A 26119-nucleotide genomic window follows, 5' to 3' on the forward strand; every position below is an offset into this window, starting at 1 on the left:
CCGGCCGGTTGTCAGTGGCCGGGTGCACGATGGGGAGCATGTCGGAAGAACCGGCCCAGGCCCTCGGCTCCTTCTCCCCCGCGACCCGCGCGTGGTTCACGGGGGCCTTCACCGCGCCCACCGCCGCCCAGGCCGGCGCCTGGCGGGCCATCGACGAGGGCTCGGACGTGCTGGTCGTCGCCCCGACCGGCTCCGGCAAGACCCTGGCGGCGTTCCTCGCCGCCCTGGACCGGCTGGCGAGCACGCCCCCGCCCGCGGAGGCGAAGAAGCGCTGCCGGGTGCTGTACGTGTCGCCGCTCAAAGCCCTCGCTGTGGACGTGGAGCGCAATCTGCGCAGCCCGCTGACCGGGATCAAGCACGAGGCCGTGCGGCTCGGGCTGCCGGAGCCGGAGGTGCGCGTCGGCATCCGCTCCGGCGACACCCCGGCCGCCGAGCGCCGCGCCCTGTCCAACCGGCCGCCGGACATCCTGATCACGACCCCCGAGTCGCTGTTCCTGATGCTCACCTCCGCCACCCGTGACGCGCTGGCGGGCGTGGAGACGGTGATCGTGGACGAAGTGCACGCCGTGGCGGGCACGAAGCGGGGAGCTCACCTGGCGCTGTCCCTGGAGCGCCTCGACGAGCTCCTGGAGCGCCCGGCCCGGCGGATCGGCCTGTCGGCGACCGTTCGGCCCGTCGACGAGGTGGCCCGCTATCTTTCGCCCCAGCGCCCGGCCACGGTCGTACAACCCCCCTCCGGCAAGGAGTTCGACCTCTCCGTCGTGGTGCCGGTCGAGGATCTGGGCGAGTTGGGGGGCTCCCCCGCCACTGATCCCGAGAGCGGCGCGGCCGGCGACAAGCCCTCGATCTGGCCGCATGTGGAGGAGCGGATCGCGGACCTGGTGCAGGCCCACCGTTCCACCATCGTCTTCGCCAACTCCCGCCGCCTGGCAGAGCGCCTGTGCAACAGGCTCAACGAGATCGCGTACGAGCGCGCCACCGGCGAGCCCGCCCCGGAGCACCACTCCCCCGCCGAGCTGATGGGCGGCTCGGGCGCCGCCAGGGGCGCCCCGGGCGTCATGGCCCGGGCGCACCACGGCTCGGTGTCCAAGGAGCAGCGGGCCCTGGTCGAGGAGGACCTCAAGGCCGGCCGGCTGCCGGCCGTCGTCGCCACGTCCAGCCTGGAGCTGGGCATCGACATGGGCGCTGTCGACCTGGTCGTCCAGGTCGAGTCGCCCCCGTCCGTCGCCTCCGGGCTGCAGCGCGTCGGCCGGGCGGGGCACCAGGTGGGCGCGGTCTCCACCGGCGTCGTCTTCCCCAAGTACCGCGGGGACCTGGTGCAGTCGGCCGTGGTCACCGAGCGGATGCGAAGCGGCGCCATCGAGGCGCTGCGCGTTCCGGCCAACCCGCTGGACGTGCTGGCCCAGCAGATCGTCGCGATGACGGCGATGGACACCTGGGACGTGGACGAGCTGCTGGCCGTGATCCGCCGGGCCGCCCCCTTCGCCTCGCTGCCCGAGTCCGCGTACACCGCCGTGCTGGACATGCTCGCGGGCCGCTACCCGTCGGACGCCTTCGCCGAGCTGCGCCCCCGCCTCGTATGGGACCGGGTGGCCGGGGCGCTCACCGGACGGCCGGGCGCCCAGCGGCTCGCGGTGACCTCGGGCGGCACGATCCCGGACCGTGGTCTGTTCGGGGTCTTCCTGGCCGGGGCCGACCCCAAGAAAGGCGGAGGCCGGGTCGGGGAGCTCGATGAGGAGATGGTCTACGAGTCCCGGGTCGGCGACGTGTTCACGCTGGGCACGACGTCGTGGCGGATCGAGGACATCACCCGCGACCGGGTTCTGGTCTCGCCCGCGCCCGGGGTGCCGGGGCGGCTGCCGTTCTGGAAGGGCGACCAGCTGGGCCGGCCCCTGGAACTGGGCCGCGCCCTGGGGGCGTTCCTGCGCGAGGTCGGCGGTCTCACCGCCGAGGACGCCCGGCTGCGGCTGGTCGCGGCGGGCCTGGACGCCTGGGCCGCCGACAACGTCCTGGCGTATCTGAAGGAGCAGCGCGAGGCCTGCGGGCACGTGCCGGACGACCGGACCATCGTCGTCGAGCGGTTCCGGGACGAGATGGGCGACTGGCGGGTCGTCGTCCACTCCCCCTTCGGGGCACAGGTGCACGCTCCGTGGGCGCTGGCGCTCGGCGCCCGCCTCGCCGAGCGCTATGGCATGGACGCCCAGGTGATGCACGCCGACGACGGCATCGTGCTGCGGCTGCCCGACGCCGATCTGATGGGCCTCGACCTGCTCGACCTGGAGACGGACCCGGCCCAGCGGGGGCGGGAGTACGAGTCGGAGCAGTCCCCGGTCGGTGCCGCGGACGTCGCCTTCGACAAGGGCGAGGTCGACCAGATCGTCACCGACCAGGTCGGCGGCTCCGCGCTGTTCGCCTCCCGGTTCCGCGAGTGCGCGGCCCGCGCCTTGCTGCTGCCGCGCCGCAATCCCGGCAAGCGCACCCCGCTCTGGCAGCAGCGCCAGCGCGCCGCCCAGCTCCTCCAAGTCGCCTCGGAGTTCGGCTCGTTCCCGATCGTCCTGGAGGCGGTGCGCGAGTGCCTGCAGGACGTCTTCGACGTCCCGGGCCTCACCGAGCTGATGGGCGACATCGAAGCCCGCAGGGTCCGCCTGGTCGAGGTCACCACCCCCGAGCCCTCGCCGTTCGCCCGCTCGCTGCTCTTCGGATACGTCGCCCAGTACCTGTACGAGGGCGACTCCCCGCTCGCCGAGCGGCGGGCTGCCGCGCTCTCCCTCGACTCCCGGCTGCTCGCCGAGCTGCTGGGCCAGGCCGAGCTGCGCGAACTGCTCGACGCCGAGGTGCTGACCGAGCTGGAGGGCGAGCTGCAGTGGCTGACCGAGGAACGCCGGGTCAAGGACGTGGAGAGCCTGGCCGACGTGCTGCGCCTGCTCGGCCCGCTCACCGACGCCGAGTTGGCCGAGCGCGGCGCCGAGCAGGAGTGGGTGCGGGAGCTGGCCGCCGCCCGCCGCTCCATCAGAGTGCGGGTCGCGGGCGCGGACCACTGGGCGGCCGTCGAGGACGCCGGGCGGCTCCGGGACGCGCTGGGCACGGCGCTTCCGGTGGGCGTGCCCGAGGCGTTCACCGAGCCGGTCAAGGACCCGCTGGGCGACCTCCTCGCCCGCTACGCCCGCACCCACGGCCCCTTCACTTCCGCCGAAGCGGCTGCCCGCTTCGGCATCGGCACCGCCGTCACGGACGGCGCGCTGCACCGGCTGGCCGCCGCGGGCCGCATCGTCCAGGGCGAGTTCCACCCCGCCGGGATCGGGCAGGAGTGGTGCGACAGCGCGGTGCTGCGCCGGCTGCGCCGCCGCTCCCTGGCCGCCCTCCGGCAGGAGATGGAGCCCGTACCGCCCCCGGCGCTCGCCACCTTCCTCCCCCAGTGGCAGCACGTCGGCACCCACGGCCTCCGCGGCATCGACGGCCTGGTGCGCGCGATCGAGCAGCTCCAGGGCGCCCCCGTGCCCGCCTCCGCCCTCGAGAAGCTGGTCCTGCCGTCCCGCGTCTCCGGCTACGCCCCGGCGATGCTCGACGAGTTGACCGCTTCCGGCGAAGTCGTCTGGGCCGGGGCCGGAGCGCTGCCCGGCAAGGACGGCTGGGTGTCCCTGTATCTCGCCGAGTCCGGTCCGCTGCTGCTCCCGCCGCCCCATCCGCTCGAGATCGGACCGCTGCACCAGTCGGTGCTCGACGCGCTGTCCGGCGGCTACGGACTGTTCTTCCGGCAGATCGCCGACCAGGTGCGGGCCGAGCACCCCGAGTGCACCGACCCGCAGCTGGCGGACACCGTCTGGGACCTGGCCTGGTCCGGCAGGCTCACCAACGACACCCTGGCGCCGCTTCGGTCCCTGCTCGGCTCCGGCCGCACCGCGGGCGCCACCGCTCACCGGGCGAAACGCTCGGTGCCCCGCGGGCGGTACGGCACGTTCACGGCCGGCCTCAGTCCCCGTACGGTCCGCGGCACCGCATCGCGCAGCGGGCCTCCGACCGTCGCGGGCCGCTGGTCGCTGCTGCCCGGGCGGGAAACGGATCCGACCCGGCGCGCCCACGCCCTGGCCCACACGCTGCTGGACCGGCACGGCGTGGTCACCCGCGGCGCGGTCCAGGCCGAGGGTGTGGAGGGCGGCTTCTCGGCCGCGTACCGCGTGCTGTCCGCCTTCGAGGAGACCGGGCAGGCCCGGCGTGGCTACGTGGTCGAGGGGCTCGGCGCGGCGCAGTTCGCGATGGACGGCGCCGTCGACCGCCTCCGTGCGGTGGCGACGGCCCGCGACCGCGAGGCGGCGGAGGGGCCGCACCCCAGGTTCCTCGACAGTGGCGGCCGGGACGCGCGCGAGGGCAGGCCGGTGGTCCTCGCGGCGGCCGACCCGGCCAACGCGTACGGCGCCGCGCTTCCCTGGCCCGACCCGCCCTCGGGCGCCGGCCACAAGCCGGGCCGCAAGGCGGGCGCCCTGGTGGTGCTCGTCGGCGGCGAACTCGTCCTGTACGTCGAGCGCGGCGGCAAGACCCTGCTCGCCTGGCCAGGGCAGGACGCGGACGGCCCGGAGGCCGACGCCCGGCTGCACGCGGCCGCCGAGGCGCTGGCGCAGGCCGCCCGCGGGGGCGCGCTCGGCACGGTCACGGTCGAGCGCGCCAACGGCACACCGGCTCTCTCCTCCCCCATAGGCCGCGCCCTGGAAGCCGCAGGCTTCCACCCCACCCCCCGCGGCCTCCGCCTCCGCCCGTCCTGACCCCCCGCCCCGGCGCCAACCCGCGCGAGAATCCGCGCACCTCAGACCGCCGGCGGGCCCTACGCGCCCGCCCCCGCGTACCGCACCTGCGGCGCAGCCCGGCGGTGTCGCCGGTCAGCATCCCGGCCAGTCCCCACCCGGCGGCATCATGGCTGCATGCCCGAAGGAGACACCGTCTGGCAGACGGCCCGCAGGCTGCACGATGCGCTCGCGGGCGAGCGCATCGTGCGGTCCGACCTGCGCGTGCCCAGACTCGCCACCGTCGACCTGTCCGGGCGGGACGTCACCGAGGTGGTCGCCCGCGGCAAGCACCTGCTGACCCGCATCGAGGGCGGACTGACCCTCCACTCCCATCTGCGGATGGACGGCGCGTGGCACCTCTACACCCCCGACGAGCGCTGGCGCGGCGGACCCGAGCACCAGATCCGCGCCATCCTGGTCACCGCCGAAAGGACCGCCGTCGGCTACCGCCTCCCCGTCCTCGGCCTCCTCCGCACCGCGGACGAGGACAGCGTCGTCGGCCACCTCGGCCCCGACCTGCTCGGCCCCGACTGGGACCCGTACGAGGCCCTGCGCAGACTGCTCGCCGACCCCGCCCGCCCCCTCGGCGAGGCCCTGCTCGACCAGCGCAACCTCGCCGGTATCGGCAATGTCTACAAATCCGAGCTGTGCTTCATGGCCGGCTGCACCCCCTGGCTCCCCGTCTCCGAGGTCCCTGCCCCCGACCGCCTGGTAGCCCTGGCCAAACGGCTCCTCGAGGCCAACAAGACCCGGCTCGCCCGCGCCACCACCGCCGACCACCGCCGCGACCACCGGCTGTGGGTCTACGGCAGAGCGGGCCGCCCCTGCCGCCGCTGCGGAACGTCCGTGCTCGCCGCCGACCAGGGCGCCGCGGGCCAGGAGCGCAGCACCTACTGGTGCCCGTCGTGCCAGTCCGGCCCCTCGCCATCCAGCCCCTCCCGACCCGGGTCCGCCTCCCCCACCCCCCATCAATCCCCTCGGAGGTCGTCGGCAGCAAGCAATTGACGGACCGTCAGGTTCACTCGTACCGTCACGCCATGACCGTCCTCCAGGCCTACGACCTCACCGGGCGCACAGTCTTCGTCACCGGCGCCGCGAGCGGCATAGGCCGGGCTACCGCCGCCCTCCTCGCCCGTGCCGGAGCGGCCGTTCACTGCGCCGATGTCGACGAGAAGGGCCTGCGGGGAACCGCGGAGCGGATCGCGGCCGCCGGTGGCACGGCCAGGACCCACCCCCTCGACGTGACCGACCGCGCCCAAGTCGCGGCCGCCGTGGCCGAGGCCGCACGAACCGGGAGCGGCCGACTGCACGTCATGGCCGCGATCGCGGGCATCATGCACCGCAGCCCCGTCCTGGAGACGACAGACGCCGACATCGACCGCGTCCTGGCGGTCAACTTCAAAGGTGTGCTCCACGTCTGCCAGGAAGCGGCCCGCTCCATGATCGCCACGCAGACCCCCGGCTCCATCGTGACGATGGCCTCCGGAGCCGTCGACACCGGCGCCCCAGGACTCCTCTGCTACGGCGCCGCGAAGGCCGCCGTCGTCCAGCTCACGAAGACCCTGGCCACGGAGGTGGGGCAGCATGGCATCCGGGTCAACGCGGTGGCCCCCGGCTGGATCCGCACCCCCATGACCGACAGACACGACGCCCGGGCCCAGAACCAGGCCGAGCAGACCATGGCCCGAGCCTCTCCCCTGAGCCGGGTCGGCGAACCGGAGGACGTCGCCCACGCCGTGCTCCATCTCGCCTCGGACGCCTCGTCGTTCACGACGGGTCAGATCCTGCGCCCGAACGGCGGCGTCGCCATGCCCTGGTAGCTCGGGACCTCCAGGGAGCTCCGGACTCCCCGGCGGCTCGGGATGCTCTCGCCGCTCTGGCCGATGCCCTGGCCTCCTTCGCCGAGCGCGCCTCGGACGCCGGGACGCAGTGGACGGGCAGCAGGCTGAGCCCCCAGCCCCCCGCAATCACGGCCGCCTCCAGAGGCCCGGACTCGCCGGGCGCCACGGTCAGACGCACCACGGCCCAGCACCACGCCCCCGTAAGGACCGGCGCGGCCACCCATCGCACGGCAGTGGCACCGACCGGCAACACGACCGCCACCCGGTCCGCCCGCACGGCCCCCACGGTCCGGACCGGGCCCGTCCGCACGACCTCGGCAATACGCGCCGGTCCCACTCGCACCGCCCCCGCGATACGTGCCGGTCCCACTCGCACGACCCCCGCAATACGCGCCGGGCCCGCCCGCACAGCCACCGCCGCACGGACCAGGCCCGCCCGTATTCGTACCGGCGGCTCTCCGTCCCCGAGCTCCAACCCTGCCATGGCTGCCTCCTACGGACCCTCCTCCGGCCGGACGCTAGTCGGCCGGGTCCCTCCGCACGAGGGCGCACGACCGCCGGGACGGCGCGCCCAGCAGCTGCCCGCCGACACCCGCGCCCCGGGCGCCCCCAACACCCCCAGCGACACCCCCGGCGACAGCGCCAGCGCCCCTGGCACCCTGACCCGCGGCTCCCGGCCCGCCTGCCCGCCGCCTCAGGCGCTCTCCGCCTGGAACATCCACCGGTGCTTCTCGAGATCGGCCGTCAGCCCGATGAGCAAGTCCTGGCTCACCCGGTCCGACTGGTCGGTGGCCTCGATCCGCTCCCGCATCCGGACGATCACGGAGCCCAGTGCGCCGGTGAGCATCCGCACCGCGTCGTCGTCCTTGATCCAGCCGTCGTTGACATGGTCGATGCCACTGCTCTTGGCGACCGTTTCGGCCCGCCCGTCCGGGGACACCCCGAGGGCCGCGGCCCGCTCGGCCACGGTGTCGGCGTGCTTGCGGGCGCTGGCGACGACCTCGTCGAGCTGCAGGTGCACGGAGCGGAACCGCAGCCCCGTGACGTTCCAGTGGACCTGCTTGGCCACCAGGGCGAGGTCCACGAGGTCGACCAGCGCTCCCTGGAGGGCATCACCGACGATCTTGAGATCTTCGTCACGCAACGGGCTTTTGACGACAGACATCAGGTTCCTCCTGATTTCTTCCCATTTGCCGCAATGTTCCTCTCAACGATCGCACACCTGTCCCGGGCGAGACATTCCGAAGGGAGGACCGGCAAGAGAGAACAACGCGTCGAGCCCCGGGCGCCACATACGGCCCGGGGCTCGACGAAGCTTGTGGCAGAGACGTCTCTGCAGGAGAAACGCGCTGCAGGCGCAGCGACGGAACGAGAAAGCTGCCGGGCCGTCAGGCCGCCACGACGTCCACCGCCTCCGCAGGCGGCTTGATCGTCACGCGCTCCTCCGGTACGCCCGTCACGGACGTCACGGAGACCGAGTTGAGCATCGGACGCATCGGCGCAGGCACCGGCTCGCTCGCAGCCGCGGACTCCGCCAGCTCGGCGAGCGACAGCTCGTCACTCACCTCGCGCATGACTTCGGACATCCGCAAGTCCAGCGCGTCGCAGATCGCGGAGAGCAGCTCGGAGGAAGCCTCCTTCTGCCCCCGCTCGACCTCCGAGAGGTAGCCGAGGGAGACCCGCGCCGACGAGGACACCTCGCGCAGGGTTCGGCCCTGGCGCTGGCGCTGCCGACGCAGCACGTCACCCAGCAGGCGACGGAGCAAAATCATCGGTGGCTCCCTCCTCGGACCTCGGATTCGGATCCTTCTCGCCCCACCGTACCGCCTCGGGCCGCGGCCGTGCGGGGAGCGATGACGTGTTCACTCAGGGCTGCAAACATCAATTCCCCCCGCTCTGTTCCGTATCCTGTGCCCGCACATTTTCGATCAGTTCCCCCAGAAGCAGTCCGAGCGCCGCCTGGACGCTCTCGGAGCGGATACCCGCTCGGTCGCCGCTCAGTCTCAGTTCCCGCCCGCGAGCAGCGCCTCCGGGGCCCGCCACGGCGACGTACACCGTGCCGACCGGCTGCCCGTCCTGCACGTCGGGACCGGCGACCCCCGTGGCCCCCACTCCCCAGTCCGCGCCCAGCAGCCGCCGCACGCCCGCCGCCATCTGCCCGGCGACTCCGGGATCGACGGCCCCGCGCTCGGCCAGCAGCGCACCGTCCACGCCGAGCAGCCCCTGCTTCACCTCCGTCGCGTACGCGGTGACCGAGCCGCGGAACGCCTTCGAGGCGCCGGGCACACCGGTCAGCTCCGCTGCGACCATGCCGCCGGTCAGCGACTCGGCGACGGCGAGCGTCTCACCGCGGCGCACGAGCAGCCCGAGCACGTCGGCGGCGAGCGCACCGGCGGCCCGCGGGCCGGTCATCGAGTCGCGTCCCCGGCCCGCCGGAGCACCACGGCCTGCCGTACGTAGTCCAGGCCGGTCGCCACGGTCAGCACCACGGCCACCGCCATCACCCAGAAACGCAGCGAGGCGAGCGGCCCGGTCAGCGCGAGGACGTACATGCCCACGGCCGTGCCCTGAGCGAGGGTTTTCATCTTTCCGCCGCGGCTCGCGGGGATGACGCCGTACCTGATCACCCAGAACCGCATCAGCGTGATCCCGATCTCCCGGAAGAGGATCACACCCGTGACCCACCAGGGCAGGTCCCCCAGGGCAGAGAGACAGATCAGCGCCGCACCCATGATCGCCTTGTCGGCTATCGGGTCGGCGATCTTGCCGAAGTCGGTGACGAGGTTGTACCGCCGGGCCAGGTGACCGTCGAACAGGTCCGTGATCATGGCGACGGCGAAGGCCGCCCAGGCGAAGGACCGCCAGGCCGGGTCGTAGCCGCCGTTGTGGAGCATCAACAAGACAAACCCGGGCACAAGGAGCAACCGCGCCATCGTGAGGATGTTGGCGATGTTCCAAAGCCCGGGCTGCGGGACCGCGGGCGCACCCACCGGGCCGCCGCGCACCGGCGCACGCCCGGGACCGCCCGCCGCGGACGCGGGAACTCCGCTCATGTGCCCGCCTCCTCGCCCGTACAGGACCCGCCGGCCAGTGGTTCGGCCACCAGGTCTACGCCCTCGGTCGCCACCACCTTGGCCTCGACAATACGGCCGGGGGTGAGCCCCCGGGACTCCGTGAGGATCACCTGGCCGTCGGTCTCGGGCGCCTGGTGGGCGCCGCGCCCCACCGCGCCCGCCCACTCGCTCTCGCCCTCGCCGAAGCCTTCATCCCCGTCCACCGCCTCGACGAGGACCTCGACCGTCTCTCCGAGACGCTCCTCCGCACGCTGCGCGGTCAGCTCCTCCGCGAGCCGCGAGATGCGCTCGAGCCGCTCCGCGACGACGTCCTCATGGAGTTTGTTCTCGTACGCGGCGGCCTCGGTGCCGTCCTCGTCCGAGTACCCGAAGACCCCGATCGCATCCAGCCGCGCATGGGTCAGGAAACGCTCCAGCTCGGCCAGGTCCTGCTCGGTCTCGCCGGGGAAGCCGACGATGAAGTTCGACCGGGCACCGGCCTGCGGAGCTTTGGACCGAATGGTGCCCAGCAGCTCCAGGAAGCGGTCGGTGTCGCCGAAGCGCCGCATCGCCCGCAGCACGCCCGGCGCCGAGTGCTGGAAGGACAGGTCGAAGTACGGAGCGACCTTCGGTGTCGACGTCAGAACGTCGATGAGCCCCGGGCGCATCTCGGCGGGCTGCAGATAGCTGACCCGGATCCGCTCGATGCCGTCGACGCCCGCCAGCTCGGGCAGCAGCGTCTCGAGCAGCCGGATGTCCCCGAGGTCCTTGCCGTACGAGGTGTTGTTCTCGGAGACCAGCATGATCTCCTTGACGCCCTGATCCGCCAGCCACCGCGTTTCGGTCAGCACGTCGGAGGGGCGGCGGGAGATGAACGATCCACGGAAGGCCGGGATCGCGCAGAACGAGCAGCGCCGGTCGCATCCGGATGCCAGCTTGACCGACGCGACCGGGCCGGAGTCCAGGCGGCGGCGCAGCGGAGCCCGGGGTCCCGAGGCCGGTGCGAGCCCCTCCGGCAGGTCCTCCGGAGTCGGTACGAGATCTCCGTGGCCCGGCAGCGGAACCGAGGCGGCCTGCCGCTCGACCGGGCTGATGGGGAGCAGCTTGCGCCGGTCGCGCGGGGTGTGCGAGGCGTGGACGCCGCCGGACAGAATCGTTCGCAGCCGGTCGGAGATGTCCGCGTAGTCGTCGAAGCCGAGCACGCCGTCGGCCTCGGGCAGGGCCTCGGCCAGCTCCTTGCCGTACCGCTCGGCCATGCAGCCGACAGCGACCACCGCTTGCGTACGCCCGCCGCCTTCAGAGGCCGCGGTCTTCAGATCGTTGGCCTCGAGCAGGGCGTCGACCGAGTCCTTCTTCGCGGCTTCGACGAAACCGCAGGTGTTGACGACGGCGACGTCGGCGTCGGCGGCCTCCTGGACGAGTTCCCACCCGTCCGCCGCCAGGCGGCCTGCGAGCTCCTCCGAGTCCACCTCGTTACGGGCGCAGCCGAGGGTGACGAGAGCGACGGTACGGGATTCGGGCATGACGTCAGCCTACTTCGTCCCGGCGGCGCGCTCCGCTGCCAGGGTTCGGCTGCCCGCCCCGCGCGGGCCCCGGGTCAGCCTGCCGCCGGGTCTCCCTTGGTGTAGCTCAGCCGCTGGACCTGACCCTGCTCGTACCGGTCGTCGATCTCCTTGCCGTTGACGAAGAGCTGAACGGCGCCGGCGTTGCCGAGAATGAGGTCGATCCGCTGCTTGTCCGTGAAGGTCTTCGAGTCGCCCTGCTTGAGGGATCCTTCCCAGAGCAGCCGCCCGCTGTGGTCCTTCGCCGAGATCCAGCTCGCGCCGTCGTCGGCGGTGAGCTTGACCGTGACCTTGTCGGCCGGTGCGGCCGCGATGGCGCTGTCGGACGGCTCGGGCTTGGGGTCGTGGGGCTTGTTCGCGCTCGGGGAGGCGCTGGGCTTGGACGAGGCGGTCTGGCTGGCCACGGAGCCGCTGCTGCCCTTGTCGTCGCCGCTGAACAGCGTGAAGCCGACGAACGCGACGACGGCGACGATGGCCGCGACCATCGCGGCGGTCCAGTTGGGGCGCCGCGGCTCGGGCCGGAACCGCTCCGCCTCGAACAGCGGCGCGGCCGGGGTCGGCGACGGCCGCCCGCCGTGCTCGGCGTCGTACTGCTCGATCAGCACGGCCGGATCGATGCCGACCGCGCGCGCCAGCGTCCGGATATGCCCGCGGGCATAGACATCGCCGCCGCACCGGGTGAAGTCATCCTGCTCGAGCGCATGCACGATGGGGATGCGCACCCGCGTGGTGGAACTGACCTCCTCGACGGTCAGTCCGGCGTCGATACGGGCCTGCTGCAGCGCACGACCGACCGAGGGGCGGTCGTCTTCTTCGACGGAAGGACGGTCGTCTTCGGGGGAGTTGCCGATGGACACGGGGGCGCCTTTCGAGCGTGAGCCACCTGCTGGATGTTCAGTCTAGGGGTGGTACGAAAGGGTGGGGCAACCGGGGAGACGGAGTTTGTACGCCATCAGAACGGCCGCACCGTTCTAGGATCCCCTACCCGCTCGTCCTTCCCTACAACTTGACGTATCGGCAGAGGAAACGGTTGCTCGCCGACCCTCTTACGGGTGAGTCTCCCCACGGATCAGCGCCAGCACTCCGTCCAATTCCTCCGCTTTGACCAGCACATCGCGCGCTTTGGACCCCTCACTCGGCCCGACGACTCCCCGCGACTCCATGAGATCCATCAGTCGGCCGGCCTTCGCGAACCCCACCCGCAGCTTCCGCTGCAGCATCGAGGTCGAGCCGAACTGCGTCGACACCACCAGCTCGGCCGCCTGGCAGAGCAGGTCAAGGTCGTCGCCGATCTCCTCGTCGATCTCCTTCTTCTTCGCCGTCCCCACCGTGACGTCGTCGCGGAAGACCGGCGTCATCTGGGCCTTGCAGTGCTCGACGACCGCGGCGATCTCGGTCTCGGTCACGAAGGCGCCCTGCATGCGGACCGGCTTGTTGGCGCCCATGGGCAGGAAGAGACCGTCGCCCTTGCCGATCAGCTTCTCGGCGCCCGGCTGGTCGAGGATGACCCGGCTGTCGGCGAGCGAGGAGGTGGCGAAGGCCAGCCGGGACGGCACGTTCGCCTTGATCAGGCCGGTGACGACGTCGACGCTCGGCCGTTGGGTGGCGAGCACCAGGTGGATGCCCGCGGCCCGCGCCAGCTGCGTGATCCGGACGATCGCGTCCTCGACGTCGCGCGGCGCCACCATCATCAGGTCGGCGAGCTCGTCCACGATCACCAGCAGGTACGGGTACGGGGCCAGCTCGCGCTCGCTGCCGGCCGGCGCCGTGACCTTGCCGTTGCGCACGGCCTGGTTGAAGTCGTCGATGTGCCGGAACCCGTACGCGGCCAGGTCGTCGTAGCGCAGGTCCATCTCGCGAACGACCCACTGCAGGGCCTCGGCCGCGCGCTTCGGATTGGTGATGATCGGCGTGATGAGGTGCGGGATGCCCTCGTAGACGGTCAGTTCGACGCGCTTGGGGTCCACCAGCACCATCCGCACGTCCTCCGGCGTCGCGCGGACCAGGATCGAGGTGATCAGACAGTTGATGCAGGAGGACTTTCCGGAGCCGGTCGCACCGGCGACCAGGACATGCGGCATCTTCGCGATGTCGGCCATGACATAGCCGCCCTCGACGTCCTTGCCGAGCGCGACGAGCATCGGGTGCTCGTCACCGGCCGCGTCGGCGAGCCGCAGCACGTCGCCGAGGTTGACCATCTCGCGGTCGGTGTTGGGGATCTCGATACCGACCGCGGACTTGCCCGGGATGGGGCTGATGATCCGGACGTCGGGGCTGGCGACGGCGTACGCGATGTTCTTGGTGAGGGCGGTGATCCGCTCGACCTTCACGGCCGGGCCCAGCTCGACCTCGTAGCGGGTGACGGTCGGGCCGCGGGTGAAGCCGGTGACGGCGGCGTCGACCTTGAACTCCTCGAACACCCTCGAGAGCGAGGCCACGACGGCGTCGTTCGCGGCGCTGCGCGCCTTGCCCGGGCCGCCGCGCTCCAGCAGGTCGAGGGAGGGCAGGGAGTAGGTGATGTCCCCGGAGAGCTGAAGCTGCTCGGCGCGCGGCGGCAGGGGCTCGGCGCGCTCGGGGGTGGACTTGGTCAGGTCGGGCACGCCGTCGCCGGAGCGGGTGGCCGGGGCCGCCGGGGTCTCCGGCTCGGCCTCGCGCGCGGTCGGCACCCCGGTCGTCCCGGACGCCGCCTCCCGCTCCGCCGCGATGCCGTGGCTGAGCCCGGCGACCAGCGGCGAGGGGTGTACGCCGTGCAGCACGGCCCCGTCCAGCGAAGCAGCCGCCGCGGCGGCCACGTCCACGGCACCCATCTCGCGGTCGTCGGCCGACTGTGCGGAGGCGGGCTGTGCGGACGTCCTGCGGCCCCGCCTGCGCTTCGACAGCGCCTCTTCCTCGGCCCGGTCCGGGTCGGCCTCCGCGGCGGCGGAGGCGGCCCGTGAGGCGCCCCGTCGCGTCCGCCGCGCGGACGGCCGGCGCCACTCGTCGTCGTACTCGCCGCCGTACCCCTCCTCGTACGGGTCCGCGCTCGCCGCGTCCTCGTCGTCCGGGCCACCGCTCACAAGGCCGAGCTTGGTGCCGAGCAGCCGCAGCCGCTGCGGGATCGCGTTCACCGGAGTCGCGGTCACCACGAGCAGCCCGAAGACGGTGAGCAGCACCAGCAGGGCCACGGCCAGGGCCTGGCCGACCGTGAAGATCAGCGGCCTGGAGACGGCCCAGCCGATCAGCCCGCCCGCGTCCCGGATCGCCTCGGTGCCCTCGCCGCGCCCGGGCGCGCCGCACGCCACGTGGACCTGGCCGAGGACCCCGATGACCAGCGCGGAGAGTCCGATGACAATGCGTCCGTTGGCCTCCGGCTGCTCCGGGTGCCGGATGAGCCGTACGGCGATGGCGCCGAGCAGGAGCGGCACCACGAGGTCGAGCCGCCCGAAGGCGCCGGTCACCAGCATCTCGACGAGGTCGCCGACCGGGCCTTGCAGATTGGACCAGGTGCCGGCCGCGACGATCAGTGCGATGCCCAGCAGGAGCAGCGCGAGGCCGTCCTTGCGGTGCGCGGGGTCGAGGCCCTTGGCACCTCGCCCTACGCCGCGGAACAGCGCGCCGACCGCGTGCGCGAGGCCGAGCCACAGCGCACGTACGAGCAGATACACACCGGCGGTGGGCGACGGCGCCGGCTTCGGTGCCGTCTTCTTGGCCGCGGCCTTCTTCGCCGGTGCCTTCCGGCCCGACGCCGCCTTCTTGGCCGGTGCCTTCTTGGCCGGTGCCTTCTTCGCCGCCGTCTTCTTCGCGGCGCCCCCGGTACGGCCCGCGCGCGGCTTGGAGCTGCCCGTGCTGCTCTGGGAACCCTTGCCGGACGTACGTGAGGCCATGCCGCCGAGGTTACCGGTGCGGGACGGCTGGGACACGTGTGCCCAGACGTTAACCCGTTCGTGTCGCCTTCGGATTGACGTCGCGTTGACGCTGCGTCAACCCGGAAGTGACGTATCCGGGGACGGGATGCCGGGGAGTGACATGTCCGGAAGCGGCGTAACGCTCAACTCTGGGAGGGGAGCGGGGACGCGCCGTTCCCCGCGCCCGGCTCGAGCGCGTCCAGCGCCCGCCGCAGCCCGGTGAGTTTGCGCTCCAGATGCGCGGCGGTGGCGACGGCGGCCGCGTCCGCGGAGTCGTCGAGCTGCTTGGACAGCGCCTCGGCCTGCTCCTCGACCGCCGCGAGCCGCGCGGAGAGCTCCGCCAGCAGCCCGGCGGGCTCCTTGGTCTCGGGATCCGGACGGCCGGTGCCCTCCAACTGCAGCCGCAGCAGGGAGGCCTGCTCCCGCAGCTGACAGTTCTTCATGTAGAGCTCGACGAAGACCGAGACCTTCGCGCGCAGCACCCAGGGGTCGAAGGGCTTGGAGATGTAGTCCACCGCACCCGCCGCGTAACCGCGGAAGGTGTGGTGCGGACCGTGGTTGATGGCCGTCAGGAAGATGATCGGGATGTCCCGCGTCCGCTCCCGCCGCTTGATGTGCGCCGCGGTCTCGAAGCCGTCCATGCCCGGCATCTGGACGTCCAGCAGGATCACCGCGAAGTCATCCGTCAGCAGCGCTTTGAGCGCTTCCTCCCCTGACGATGCCCGCACCAGGGTCTGATCGAGCGCGGAGAGAATGGCCTCCAGCGCCAGCAGATTCTCCGGCCGGTCATCGACCAGGAGGATCTTGGCCTTCTGCACCATGGCCCGCCCTCCTCGCCCCGGCGTGGGGCCTCCCCTGCTCGAAGAGCTCGGGGAAGCACCGGGCGCCGCCCCAGGGGACGACTCCCTTGCGCCGCCCGTCCTTGTGCCGGTCATGGTAGCCGCACCCCGCCTGTCGCCACACCCTGTCACCGCGATGTCACTGTGCACGTAGCAAGAAACGCGGTGGGAGACCAGAAGGTTCCCCGAAACCCGCGTTTCCACACGCGTTCCACCAGCATCAGTCAGCGCCGGGCCGCATCCACTGCTCCATGACCTCGAGCAGATGGTCCGTGTCGACCGGCTTGGTGACATAGTCGGACGCGCCGGACTCGATGCTCTTCTCCCGGTCTCCCTTCATCGCCTTCGCGGTGAGCGCGATGATCGGCAGACCGGCGAACTGCGGCATCCGCCGGATCGCGGCAGTCGTCGCGTACCCATCCATCTCCGGCATCATGATGTCCATCAGAACGACCGCCACATCGTCGTGCTGCTCCAGCACTTCGATGCCCTCGCGGCCGTTCTCCGCGTACAGCACCGACAGTCCGTGCTGCTCCAGCACGCTCGTCAGCGCGAACACATTGCGGATGTCGTCGTCGACGATCAGCACCTTCTCGCCGTGGAAGCCGCCCTCGAAGCCGCGCTCCACCAGGTCCCGGCCCTTGTCCAGCCAGGCCTCCTGCGGCGTCTGCTGCCCCGGGACGCCGTTCTGGGACAGCTGCTCCGCAGCCGCGGTCCTGCGGCGCAGCCGCGCCAGACTGCCGACGCCCCGCCGCGCGGGCGTGTACGCCGCCGCAGGGGCCTCCTCGGCGCCCTCGGGCTCCTCCTTGGCCTCCTCGCCACCCCGAGAACCGAGCAGCGGGTCGCCGGCGGGGGCAGCGATCGCCGCGGCGCCGATGGGCCCTGCGGGCGCGAGCTGCGGATACCCCTGGGGCGGCAGCTCGGTCGGGTTGAGCGGCAGGTAGAGCGTGAACGTGGAGCCGCGGCCCGGCTCGCTGGCCGCGTGGATCTCGCCGCCCAGCAGCCGCGCGATCTCGCGGCTGATGGACAGGCCGAGGCCGGTACCGCCGTACTTCCTGCTGGTGGTGCCGTCCGCCTGCTTGAACGCCTCGAAGATCACCCGCATCTTGCTGGCCGCGATCCCGATGCCGGTGTCGGTCACCGAGAACGCGATCATGTCGGCGTCCGGGTCGCGCAGCGAGCCGTGCTCCAGCAGCTGCTCGCGGATCGTGGCCGGCACCTCCTTCCCGGCCGGCCGGATGACCAGCTCCACAGCGCCGCTGTCGGTGAACTTCACCGCGTTCGACAGCAGGTTGCGCAGCACCTGCAGCAGCCGCTGCTCGTCGGTGTGCAGGGTGGCGGGCAGCTCGGGCGAGACCCGTACGGAGAAGTCCAGGCCCTTCTCGGCGGTCAGCGGCCGGAAGGTCGCCTCGACGTAATCCACCAGCTGCACCAGGGCGATACGGGTCGGGCTGACGTCCATCTTGCCCGCCTCGACCTTCGACAGGTCGAGGATGTCGTTGATCAGCTGGAGCAGGTCGGATCCCGCTCCGTGGATCGTCTCGGCGAACTCCACCTGCTTCGGGGAGAGGTTGCCGTCGGCGTTGTCGGCGAGCAACTTGGCCAGGATCAGCAGCGAGTTGAGCGGAGTGCGCAGCTCGTGCGACATGTTGGCCAGGAACTCGGACTTGTAGCGCATCGAGACCGCGAGCTGCTCGGCGCGCTCCTCCAGGACCTGCCGCGCCTCCTCGATCTCGGTGTTCTTGACCTCGATATCGCGGTTCTGCCGGGCCAGCAGCTCGGCCTTCTCCTCCAGTTCGGCGTTGGACGCCTGGAGCGCCTTCTGCCGGTTCTCCAACTCGCCCGAGCGGATGCGCAGTTGATCGGTCAGCTCCTGCGACTGCTTGAGCAGCACCTCGGTCTTGGTGTTGACACTGATGGTGTTGACACTCGTCGCGATCATCTCGGCGATCTGGCTGAGGAAGTCCTTCTGGATCTGCGCGAAGGGCTGGAAGGAGGCCAGCTCGATCACGCCGAGGACCTTGCCCTCGAACAGCACCGGCAGCACGATCACATGGGCCGGCGGCGCCTCACCGAGCCCCGAGGCGATCTTCAGGTAGCCCGGCGGCACGTTCTCGACCAGGATCGTGCGCTTCTCCTCGGCGGCCGTGCCGATGAGCGTCTCGCCCGGCCGGAAGGACGTCGGCATCGCGCCCATCGAGTAGCCGTACGACCCGATCAGGCGCAGCTCGTACGAGCCGTCCTCGCCGGGGCCGCCGATCTCCGCGCTGTCGCCGGTCGGCATCGACAGGAAGAACGCGCCGTGCTGAGCGGAGACGACCGGGGTCAGTTCGCTCATGATGAGCCCGGCCACGTCCTTGAGGTCGCGGCGACCCTGCATCAGACCGGAGATGCGAGCGAGGTTGCCCTTGAGCCAGTCCTGCTCCTTGTTGGCGAGCGTGGTCTCGCGCAGGGTCGCGATCATCGTGTTGATGTTGTCCTGGAGCTCCAGGATCTCGCCCGCCGCATCCACGTCGATCTTCAGGTTGAGGTCGCCGCGGGTCACGGCCGCGGCGACTGCGGCGATCGCGCGCACCTGGCGGGTCAGGTTGCCCGCCATCTCGTTCACGGACTCGGTCAGGTCGCGCCACGTGCCGTCGACATCGCGCACCCGGGCCTGGCCGCCGAGCTGGCCTTCCGTACCCACCTCGCGGGCCACCCGCGTGACCTGCTCGGCGAAGGACGACAGCTGGTCGACCATCGTGTTGATGGTCGTCTTGAGCTCGAGGATCTCGCCCCGCGCATCGATGTCGATCTTCTTGGTGAGGTCGCCCTTGGCGATCGCGGTGGTGACCATGGCGATGTTGCGCACCTGACCGGTCAGGTTGGACGCCATCGAGTTCACGGACTCGGTGAGGTCCTTCCACGTGCCGGAGACGCCGGGCACGCGCGCCTGGCCGCCCAGGCTGCCGTCGGTGCCCACCTCGCGGGCCACGCGCGTCACCTCGTCGGCGAACGACGACAGCGTCGTCACCATGGTGTTGACGGTGTCGGCGAGCTGCGCGACCTCGCCGCGCGCCTCGACCGTCACCTTCTTGGTCAGGTCGCCGTTGGCGACCGCGCCCGCGACCTGCGAGATGTTGCGCACCTGGATGGTCAGGTTGTTGGCCATCAGGTTGACGTTGTCGCTGAGGTCCTTCCAGATGCCGGTGACGCCCGGGACTCTGGCCTGACCGCCCAGCTGGCCCTCCGTACCCACCTCGCGGGCCACCCGCGTCACCTGCTCGGCGAAGGAGGAGAGCTGGTCGACCATTGTGTTGACGGTCGTGACGAGTTCGAGGATCTCGCCCTTCGCGTCGACGGTGATCTTCTTGGACAGGTCGCCGCGCGCGACCGCGGTCGTCACCTCGGCGATGTTGCGCACCTGCGAAGTCAGGTTGTTCGCCATGAAGTTGACGGACTTGGTGAGGTCCTTCCAGGTGCCCGATACGCCCTGCACCTCGGCCTGGCCGCCGAGGATGCCCTCGGTGCCCACCTCGCGCGCCACCCGGGTCACCTGGTCGGCGAACGAGGACAGCTGGTCCACCATCGTGTTGAGGGTGTTCTTCAGCTCCAGGATCTCGCCGCGCGCGTCCACGTCGATCTTCTGGGACAGGTCACCGCGGGCGACAGCCGTGGCCACCTGGGCGATGTTGCGGACCTGGGCGGTGAGGTTGCCCGCCATGCCGTTCACGGAGTCGGTCAGATCGCGCCACACGCCCGCGACTCCGGGCACCTGTGCCTGGCCGCCGAGGCGGCCGTCCGTACCCACTTCGCGGGCCACCCGCGTCACCTGCTCCGCGAATGCGGAGAGCTGGTCGACCATCGTGTTGATGGTGTTCTTGAGCTCCAGGATCTCGCCGCGGGCGTCGACCTCGATCTTCTGCGAGAGGTCGCCCCGCGCCACGGCCGTGGTCACCTGGGCGATCTGCCGCACCTGAGAAGTCAGGTTGCCGGCCATGAAGTTGACGGAGTCGGTGAGGTCCTTCCAGGTGCCGGACACGCCGTCCACCCTGGCCTGGCCGCCGAGCCGGCCCTCCGTACCCACGTCCCGCGCCATACGGGTCACCTGGTCGGCGAAGGACGACAGTTGGTCCACCATCGTGTTCACGGTGTTCTTCAGCTGGAGCATCTCGCCGGAGACGTCGACCGTGACCTTTTGCGACAGATCGCCGTTCGCCACCGCCGTCGTCACCTGAGCGATGTTGCGGACCTGCCCTGTGAGGTTGCGGAACGCGGTGTTCACCGAGTCGGTGAGGTCCTTCCACGTGCCCGCCGCGCCCGGCACCTGCGCCTGGCCGCCGAGTTCACCCTCCACACCGATCTCCCGCGCCACACGGGTCACTTCGGCACCGAAGGACGACAGCTGGTCCACCATGGTGTTGACGGTGTTCTTCAGCTCCAGCATCTCCCCGGCCACATCGACCGTGACCTTCTGCGACAGATCGCCGTTCGCCACCGCCGTCGTCACCTGAGCGATGTCCCGCACCTGCGCCGTGAGGTTGCGGAACGCGGTGTTCACCGAGTCCGTGAGGTCCTTCCACGTACCGGCCGCGCCCGGCACCTGCGCCTGGCCGCCCAGCTGCCCCTCGGCGCCGACTTCGCTCGCGACCCGCGTCACCTCGTCGGCGAAGGTGCGCAGCGTCTCGGTCATCGTGTTGATCGTTTCGGCGAGCTGGGCGACTTCGCCGCGTGCGCTCACCGTGACCTTCTGCGACAGGTCGCCACTTGCGACCGCGGTCGTGACCTGAGCGATCCCGCGCACCTGCGCCGTCAGATTGCCCGCCATAAGGTTCACCGAGTCGGTGAGGTCCTTCCAGACGCCCGCGACGCCCGGCACCTGCGCCTGGCCGCCGAGTTCGCCCTCGGTGCCCACCTCGCGGGCGACCCGGGTCACCTCGGAGGAGAACGAGGAGAGCTGGTCCACCATCGTGTTGACGGTGTTCTTCAGCTCCAGCATCTCGCCGGCCACATGGACGGTGACCTTCCGCGACAGATCGCCCTTGGCGACCGCCGTGGTGACGAGTGCGATGTCCCGCACCTGCGCGGTGAGCCGGTACGCCATGGTGTTGACCGAGTCCGTCAGGTCCTTCCATGAACCCGACATTCCGCGCACCTTGGCCTGGCCGCCGAGCTTGCCCTCGGTGCCCACCTCACTGGCCACACGGGTCACTTCATCAGTGAACGCCGACAACTGGTCGACCAGCCCGTTGACCGTGCGGCCCACCTTCAGGAACTCGCCGCGCAGCGGGTGCGCCGTCCCACTCGCGCCCATCGACCGCAGATCCATGCGCTGCGACAGATCTCCCTCGGAGACCGCCGACAGCACCCGGCCCACCTCGGATACCGGTCGGGCGAGATCGTCGACGAGCGCGTTCGACGCGTCGATCGCCGCCGCCCACGAGCCCTCACAGGCGCCAGTCTCGAGCCGTTCCGTGAGCTTTCCCTCACGGCCGACCACCCTCCGTACTCGCGCAAGCTCGCCCGTCAGGTGCAGATTGCGGTCAGCCACCTCGTTGAAGACGGCGGCGATCTCGGACATGACACCTTCGCCCGACACCGTCAGCCGTTTCCGGAAGTTCCCGTCCCGCATCGCCACCAGTGCGGTGAGCAACCGGTTCAGCGACGCCGTATCCACTTCGGTCGTCCCGTTGCTACGGGACCGTCCGCCTTTCGCGCGCGTGCTCGCGCCCCGCGCCGCTGCGCCAGACTCCACCGTGTCCCTCCTGCGGGGTCGACCGTCCTTGCAAGGTCTTCTGTCGAAGCCTTCCCAGTGTTTCACCATGGCCCAACCAGGCCATAACAGTTCGGCAGCATCGCACACCCGCCATCGCAGTACCGTCTACCGCACTCTCGGGGCGGAAACACGCGCGACCGGCATCCGCACGGACGGCGAAGGTAAGTAACCTGGCACCCGGCTGTCCATCCGCCCGCCCTCAGGAGGGCGGTAGTGCGACGACGAGGCATCGGAGGGGCGGCCGGGACGGGAGCCGTCCGGCCATAGGGAGCGGGGATGAAGGAGCGGGGCGAGAGCCTGGTCCGGCAGGACATCGTGGACGGTGATTTCGGCCACGTATCTGAAGGACCCGGCGACCCCTCGGCGCCCGGTTCCGTCGACAGACGGCCGGTCCCGGGGGCGGACTCCGAGACATCTGTGAGGAGAGCAGTGATCACCGCGCGGGCTACGGCCACCTTCGAGCCGGTCGGGCGCTCGGTCGCCTCCGCCCGCGCCTTCGTCCGCGACACCCTCCAGGGCTGGGGCTTCTCCGACATCGTGGACGACGCCGTCGTCCTCACCAGCGAACTGGTCACCAACGCCGTGGTGCACGCGGGCACGGCCGCCGAGGTGTTCTGCCTCCGCAACGACCGCGGCGTACGGGTCGAGGTCGCCGACCGCTACCCGGAGCGCGAACTCCCGCTCCAGAGCACCGGCCGTCACCTCGCGCACCCGGACCGTGAGGGCGGCCGCGGCCTGCTGCTGTGCGGCGCGCTCGCCAGCCGCTGGGGCGTGGAGTACACCGCGACGCACAAGCAGGTCTGGTTCCAGCTCGACCTCGCCGAGCGCCCGGCGGGCACGCGCTCCGCGGGCCCCGCCCTCCCGACCGACGCGCTCCCCGTCGCCGGCTCCCGGGTCCGGGTCGCCGTCGTCCAGATCGACCGCGGCGGTGCCGTCAGCTCCTGGAACGACGACGCTCAGGAACTCTTCGGCTACGCCCCGGAGCAGGTCATCGGCAAGCCGCTCACCGACCTGGCCGCCTGGCCGCACACCCCCGGCACGGGCACCGGCATCGCCGAGGCGCTCCAGCTCTCCCGCTGGGAGGGCTCGTACGGCCTCCGCGACACCGACGGCCGCGTCGTGCCCGTCTACGCCTCGCACCTCCGCGTCCGCGACGCTCAGGGCGAGCCCTCGACCGTGCTGCTGCTGGTACGGGACCACGAGCGCGCCGTGCTCCAGACGACACTGCGCCCGGCCGCCGGCGACAGCGCCACGACGTCGGGCGACGGCCGCGGGCCCGCCGCCGACCCGTTCGAGGTCTTCATCGGCTCCCCCGCCCCGGACGACCTCGACGGCCTCCTCCAGCGCACCGTCGAGCGCGCCCGCGACATGCTCGACGGCGACGCCGCGTACCTCCTCCTGGCCACGGACGACGAGACCGAGCTGGAGGTCCGCGCCTCCACAGGGCTGCCCTCCGCACGCCAGCGCTTCGCGCGCGTGCCCGTGGAAGCCGGTACGGGCCGCTACGGCTCGGCCCGTATGCCCTCCGTCCACGAGGACCTCACGGCCGTACCCGGCGCAGTCCCGCTCCTCGGCGGCACGGGCATGCGCTCCGTGGTCACCGTGCCGCTGAAGGTCGAGGGACGGCTGACGGGCTCGCTCGGCGTCGCCGCGGAGGGGCCGGGCCGTTACACCAACGAGGAGGCGCTGCGGCTGCAGTTCGCGGCCGACCGCATCGCCCTCGCGGTCGAGCGCGCCCGGCTCACCGAACTCGAGCGCCTGCGCCGCGGCTCGCTCTCCTTCCTCGTCGAGGCCTCCGACCTTCTGGCCGGCACCCTCGACCGCGACCAGACCCTGGCCCTCATGGCCCAGATGACGGTCCCCACCCTCGCCACCTGGTGCGCGGTCTACACGGTCGCCGACCAGGCCTCCGAGCCGGAGCTCTCCTACGTCCTGCACGAGGACGAGGACCGCATCGACGGCATCAAGACGCTGCTCGGCAAGGTCGCACCGCCGGACCCGGTCCCGACCCCCGGCGCCCGCGTATGGACCGCCCCCAGCGACGCCGCGCACTCCGCGGCGCTCAGGTCCTCGCTGCGCGCCGTCGACATGGGCGACCCCTCGCAGGGCACGGCAGGCCCCGGTCCTTCGCTCGCGACCGCCTCCGCGGTGGGCGGCGAGACCGTGGTGCTGCCGCTGGTCGCCCGTAACCGCGTCATCGGCATGCTGACGCTCGGCAAGCCCACCGAGGAGCACTTCCGCCAGGAGATCCTGGAGCTCGCCGAGGACCTGTCGCGCCGGGCCGCCCTCGCCCTCGACAACGCGCGGCTCTACTCCGAGCGCACCGCCATCAGCCAGTCCCTGCAGCGCAGCCTCCTGCCGCCCGAACTGCCCGAAGTGGCGGGCGTGGAGGTCGAGGTCATCTACCGCGCGGCGGGCGAGGGCAACGAGGTCGGCGGCGACTTCTACGACGTCTTCCCCATCCGCGACGGGGCGTACGGCTTCGCCATCGGCGACGTCTGCGGCACCGGTCCGGAAGCCGCCGCCGTCACCGGCCTCGCCCGCCACGCGCTGCGGCTGCTCGCACGCGAGGGCTTCGGCGGCCCGGCGGTCCTCGAGCGGCTGAATGCGGCCATCCTCGATGAGGGCGCCCGCAGCCGCTTCCTGACCCTCCTGTACGGCGAGTTGTGGCCGCAGCAGGACGGCGGCGCGATCCTCAAGGTGGTCTGCGCGGGGCATCCGCTGCCGCTGCGCCTGCGCCAGGACGGCAGCGTCGAGCCTGCGGCCGAACCACAGCCGCTGCTCGGCGTGATGGAGGATCTGGAGCTGTACGAGCAGACGGTCAGCCTCGATCCCGGCGATGTCCTGCTGTGCGTCACGGACGGCGTGACCGAGCGCCGGGAGGGCAGCCGCATGCTCGGCGACGACGGCCTCGTCGACGTTCTGACGACGTGTACGGGCCTGACGGCCGGGGCGGTCGCGGCGCGCATTCTGCGAGCGGTGGAACGCTTCGCCGCCGAGCCCGCGTCGGACGACATGGCGATCCTCGCGATGCGCGTCCCGGAGCCGCACGCGGCCCAGGAGGCGTGAGCACGCACAACTGGCGTACACGCGGCGAGACATGACGAAGGCCCCCGCAGTTGGCGGGGGCCTTCGTATCTGGAGCCCCAATACGGAATCGAACCGTAGACCTTCTCCTTACCATGGAGACGCTCTGCCGACTGAGCTATTGGGGCGCGGCAACGGGTCAGATCATACCCGAACTCGCGTGCGTTCCCGTCCGCCAACAGTGGCCGCGGACCTCGCCTCTCAGGCAGGCTGCAGCAGCCCGCCGAGCGCATTGCAGGCCGACGCCACGCGCTGCAATTCCCGCCGCGTCATGCCCGCTTCGACGGGCAGAGACAGACATTCGTCGGCGGCCCGCTCGGTCTCGGGCAGCCACACGTCGCGCCGGAACGGCGGCATGCGGTGCACCGGAGTCTGTACGGGCACGCGGCAACGGACTCCCTTGGCCCGGAGGGTCCGCGCGAAAGCGTCCCGGTCCGGCCGCCCATTGCCGGGCACGCGTACGACGTACTGGTGGAAGGTGTGCTCGACGCCGGGACGGACGCGGGGGGTGATGACGTCGCTCAGCCGCTGGCTGAGGAAGGCGGCATTGGCCTGACGCATCGCGGTTTCCACGGAGGAGCTCTGCTCTGTCTCTTGCGGTATGAGGAACAGGCCGCGGCGTCCGGCGAGTTCAGAGAGCCGCGTCATGTCCGCGTGGTGGCCGAACTGGTGCACCGGCACGACGGCCGCCGTGCGCGGCGTCACCGCCGCCTCGACAGCGGCCGGGTCGAGGCAGAAGCTGTCCGCGTCTATGTCCACGTACACCGGCATCCCGCCGGCCTGCCGTACGGCCTCCACCACATCGGCGGTGCCGTACGAGGGCACGATCACCTCGTCGCCTGCGCGTACGCCCGCGCTGGTCAGAGCGCGCTGAAGCCCAACTGCAGGATGTCCCAGTCCCATGGCACGGATCGTGCCCCCGCAACGTGAACTCCAAGTGGCGGGCAACACAACATAAGAGAGCCCTGTCGGGAACCGAAGCTCCCGACAGGGCTCTCTCTCAATGTTTGTTCGGCGGCGTCCTACTCTCCCACAGGGTCCCCCCTGCAGTACCATCGGCGCTGAAAGGCTTAGCTTCCGGGTTCGGAATGTAACCGGGCGTTTCCCTAACGCAATGACCACCGAAACACTACGAAACACAACCGCCGGGGCCCCACAAAAAAAAGGGGGCCGGGGTCGTTGCTTCAGAACCAACACAGTGAACGCGAGCATCTGAGGACAAGCCCTCGGCCTATTAGTACCAGTCAACTCCACCCGTTACCAGGCTTCCATATCTGGCCTATCAACCCAGTCGTCTCCTGGGAGCCTTAACCCCTCAAC

The 26119-nt window shown here is 71.4% G+C and carries 14 protein-coding genes, 1 tRNA gene and 2 rRNA genes; 4 read left to right on the top strand and 13 right to left on the bottom strand.

All coding sequences use genetic code 11. From position 1 onward, the window contains the following. Positions 1-29: 29 nt before the first annotated feature. The 3 genes from ACTWP8_RS03685 to ACTWP8_RS03695 all read left to right on the top strand — a co-directional run bounded on the left by ACTWP8_RS03685 (position 30) and on the right by ACTWP8_RS03695 (position 6598). Positions 30-4757, top strand: coding sequence for an ATP-dependent helicase (locus ACTWP8_RS03685; protein ID WP_443320689.1), 4728 nt, complete (start codon positions 30-32; stop codon positions 4755-4757). Between the two features lie 156 nt (positions 4758-4913). Then, a complete protein-coding gene (locus ACTWP8_RS03690) occupies positions 4914-5783 on the top strand; it encodes a DNA-formamidopyrimidine glycosylase family protein (RefSeq protein WP_443320690.1) in 870 nt (289 codons plus the stop codon). 32 nt (positions 5784-5815) lie between these two features. Beyond that, on the top strand, positions 5816-6598 hold the full coding sequence (locus ACTWP8_RS03695) for an SDR family NAD(P)-dependent oxidoreductase (protein WP_443320691.1): 783 nt from the start codon (positions 5816-5818) through the stop codon (positions 6596-6598). 715 nt (positions 6599-7313) lie between these two features. Here ACTWP8_RS03695 and ACTWP8_RS03700 read toward each other — a convergent pair. The 9 genes from ACTWP8_RS03700 to ACTWP8_RS03740 all read right to left on the bottom strand — a co-directional run bounded on the left by ACTWP8_RS03700 (position 7314) and on the right by ACTWP8_RS03740 (position 21691). Continuing rightward, on the bottom strand, positions 7314-7784 hold the full coding sequence (locus ACTWP8_RS03700) for a Dps family protein (protein WP_443320692.1): 471 nt from the start codon (positions 7782-7784) through the stop codon (positions 7314-7316). A 223-nt stretch (positions 7785-8007) separates the two neighbouring features. After that, positions 8008-8391: a helix-turn-helix domain-containing protein gene (locus ACTWP8_RS03705; RefSeq protein WP_443320693.1), complete on the bottom strand. Its 384-nt coding sequence runs from the start codon at positions 8389-8391 to the stop codon at positions 8008-8010. Between the two features lie 109 nt (positions 8392-8500). Next, positions 8501-9031 carry a CinA family protein gene (locus tag ACTWP8_RS03710; RefSeq protein WP_443320694.1) on the bottom strand — a complete coding sequence of 177 codons (531 nt, stop codon included), beginning with the start codon at positions 9029-9031 and terminating at the stop codon, positions 8501-8503. Continuing rightward, positions 9028-9672: a CDP-diacylglycerol--glycerol-3-phosphate 3-phosphatidyltransferase gene (gene pgsA / locus ACTWP8_RS03715; protein ID WP_443315590.1), complete on the bottom strand. Its 645-nt coding sequence runs from the start codon at positions 9670-9672 to the stop codon at positions 9028-9030. The genes ACTWP8_RS03710 and pgsA overlap by 4 nt, the downstream gene beginning before the upstream one ends. Further along, complete coding sequence (rimO, locus tag ACTWP8_RS03720; protein ID WP_443320695.1) at positions 9669-11195, bottom strand: 30S ribosomal protein S12 methylthiotransferase RimO; 1527 nt, start codon at positions 11193-11195, stop codon at positions 9669-9671. The genes pgsA and rimO overlap by 4 nt, the downstream gene beginning before the upstream one ends. 74 nt (positions 11196-11269) lie before the next feature. Beyond that, on the bottom strand, positions 11270-12091 hold the full coding sequence (locus ACTWP8_RS03725) for a helix-turn-helix domain-containing protein (protein WP_443320696.1): 822 nt from the start codon (positions 12089-12091) through the stop codon (positions 11270-11272). A 189-nt stretch (positions 12092-12280) separates the two neighbouring features. Continuing rightward, positions 12281-15097 (bottom strand): DNA translocase FtsK, encoded by a 2817-nt coding sequence (locus ACTWP8_RS03730; RefSeq protein ID WP_443320697.1) that lies wholly within the window; start codon positions 15095-15097, stop codon positions 12281-12283. A gap of 164 nt (positions 15098-15261) precedes the next feature. Continuing rightward, positions 15262-15939 carry a response regulator gene (locus ACTWP8_RS03735; RefSeq protein WP_443320698.1) on the bottom strand — a complete coding sequence of 226 codons (678 nt, stop codon included), beginning with the start codon at positions 15937-15939 and terminating at the stop codon, positions 15262-15264. 238 nt (positions 15940-16177) lie between these two features. Next, the gene (locus ACTWP8_RS03740) at positions 16178-21691 is read right to left on the bottom strand and encodes a HAMP domain-containing protein (RefSeq protein ID WP_443320699.1); all 5514 of its coding nucleotides are present in this window, start codon (positions 21689-21691) and stop codon (positions 16178-16180) included. A 450-nt stretch (positions 21692-22141) separates the two neighbouring features. Here ACTWP8_RS03740 and ACTWP8_RS03745 point away from each other — a divergent pair, with 450 nt between their 5' ends. After that, on the top strand, positions 22142-24781 hold the full coding sequence (locus ACTWP8_RS03745) for a SpoIIE family protein phosphatase (RefSeq protein WP_443320700.1): 2640 nt from the start codon (positions 22142-22144) through the stop codon (positions 24779-24781). A gap of 70 nt (positions 24782-24851) precedes the next feature. On the opposite strand, the gene ACTWP8_RS03750 is transcribed toward ACTWP8_RS03745, so the two are convergent. The 4 genes from ACTWP8_RS03750 to ACTWP8_RS03765 all read right to left on the bottom strand — a co-directional run. Next, positions 24852-24927 (bottom strand) — tRNA-Thr (locus tag ACTWP8_RS03750). A gap of 73 nt (positions 24928-25000) precedes the next feature. Then, positions 25001-25702: a DegT/DnrJ/EryC1/StrS family aminotransferase gene (locus ACTWP8_RS03755; protein WP_443320701.1), complete on the bottom strand. Its 702-nt coding sequence runs from the start codon at positions 25700-25702 to the stop codon at positions 25001-25003. A gap of 106 nt (positions 25703-25808) precedes the next feature. Next, a 5S ribosomal RNA gene (gene rrf / locus ACTWP8_RS03760) occupies positions 25809-25925 on the bottom strand. Positions 25926-26013: 88 nt separating this feature from the next. Continuing rightward, positions 26014-26119, bottom strand: a 23S ribosomal RNA gene (locus ACTWP8_RS03765); the annotation flags it as partial.

It is taken from the genome of Streptomyces sp. 7N604 (genome assembly GCF_052245475.1).
In the GTDB taxonomy this organism is placed as follows: domain Bacteria; phylum Actinomycetota; class Actinomycetes; order Streptomycetales; family Streptomycetaceae; genus Streptomyces.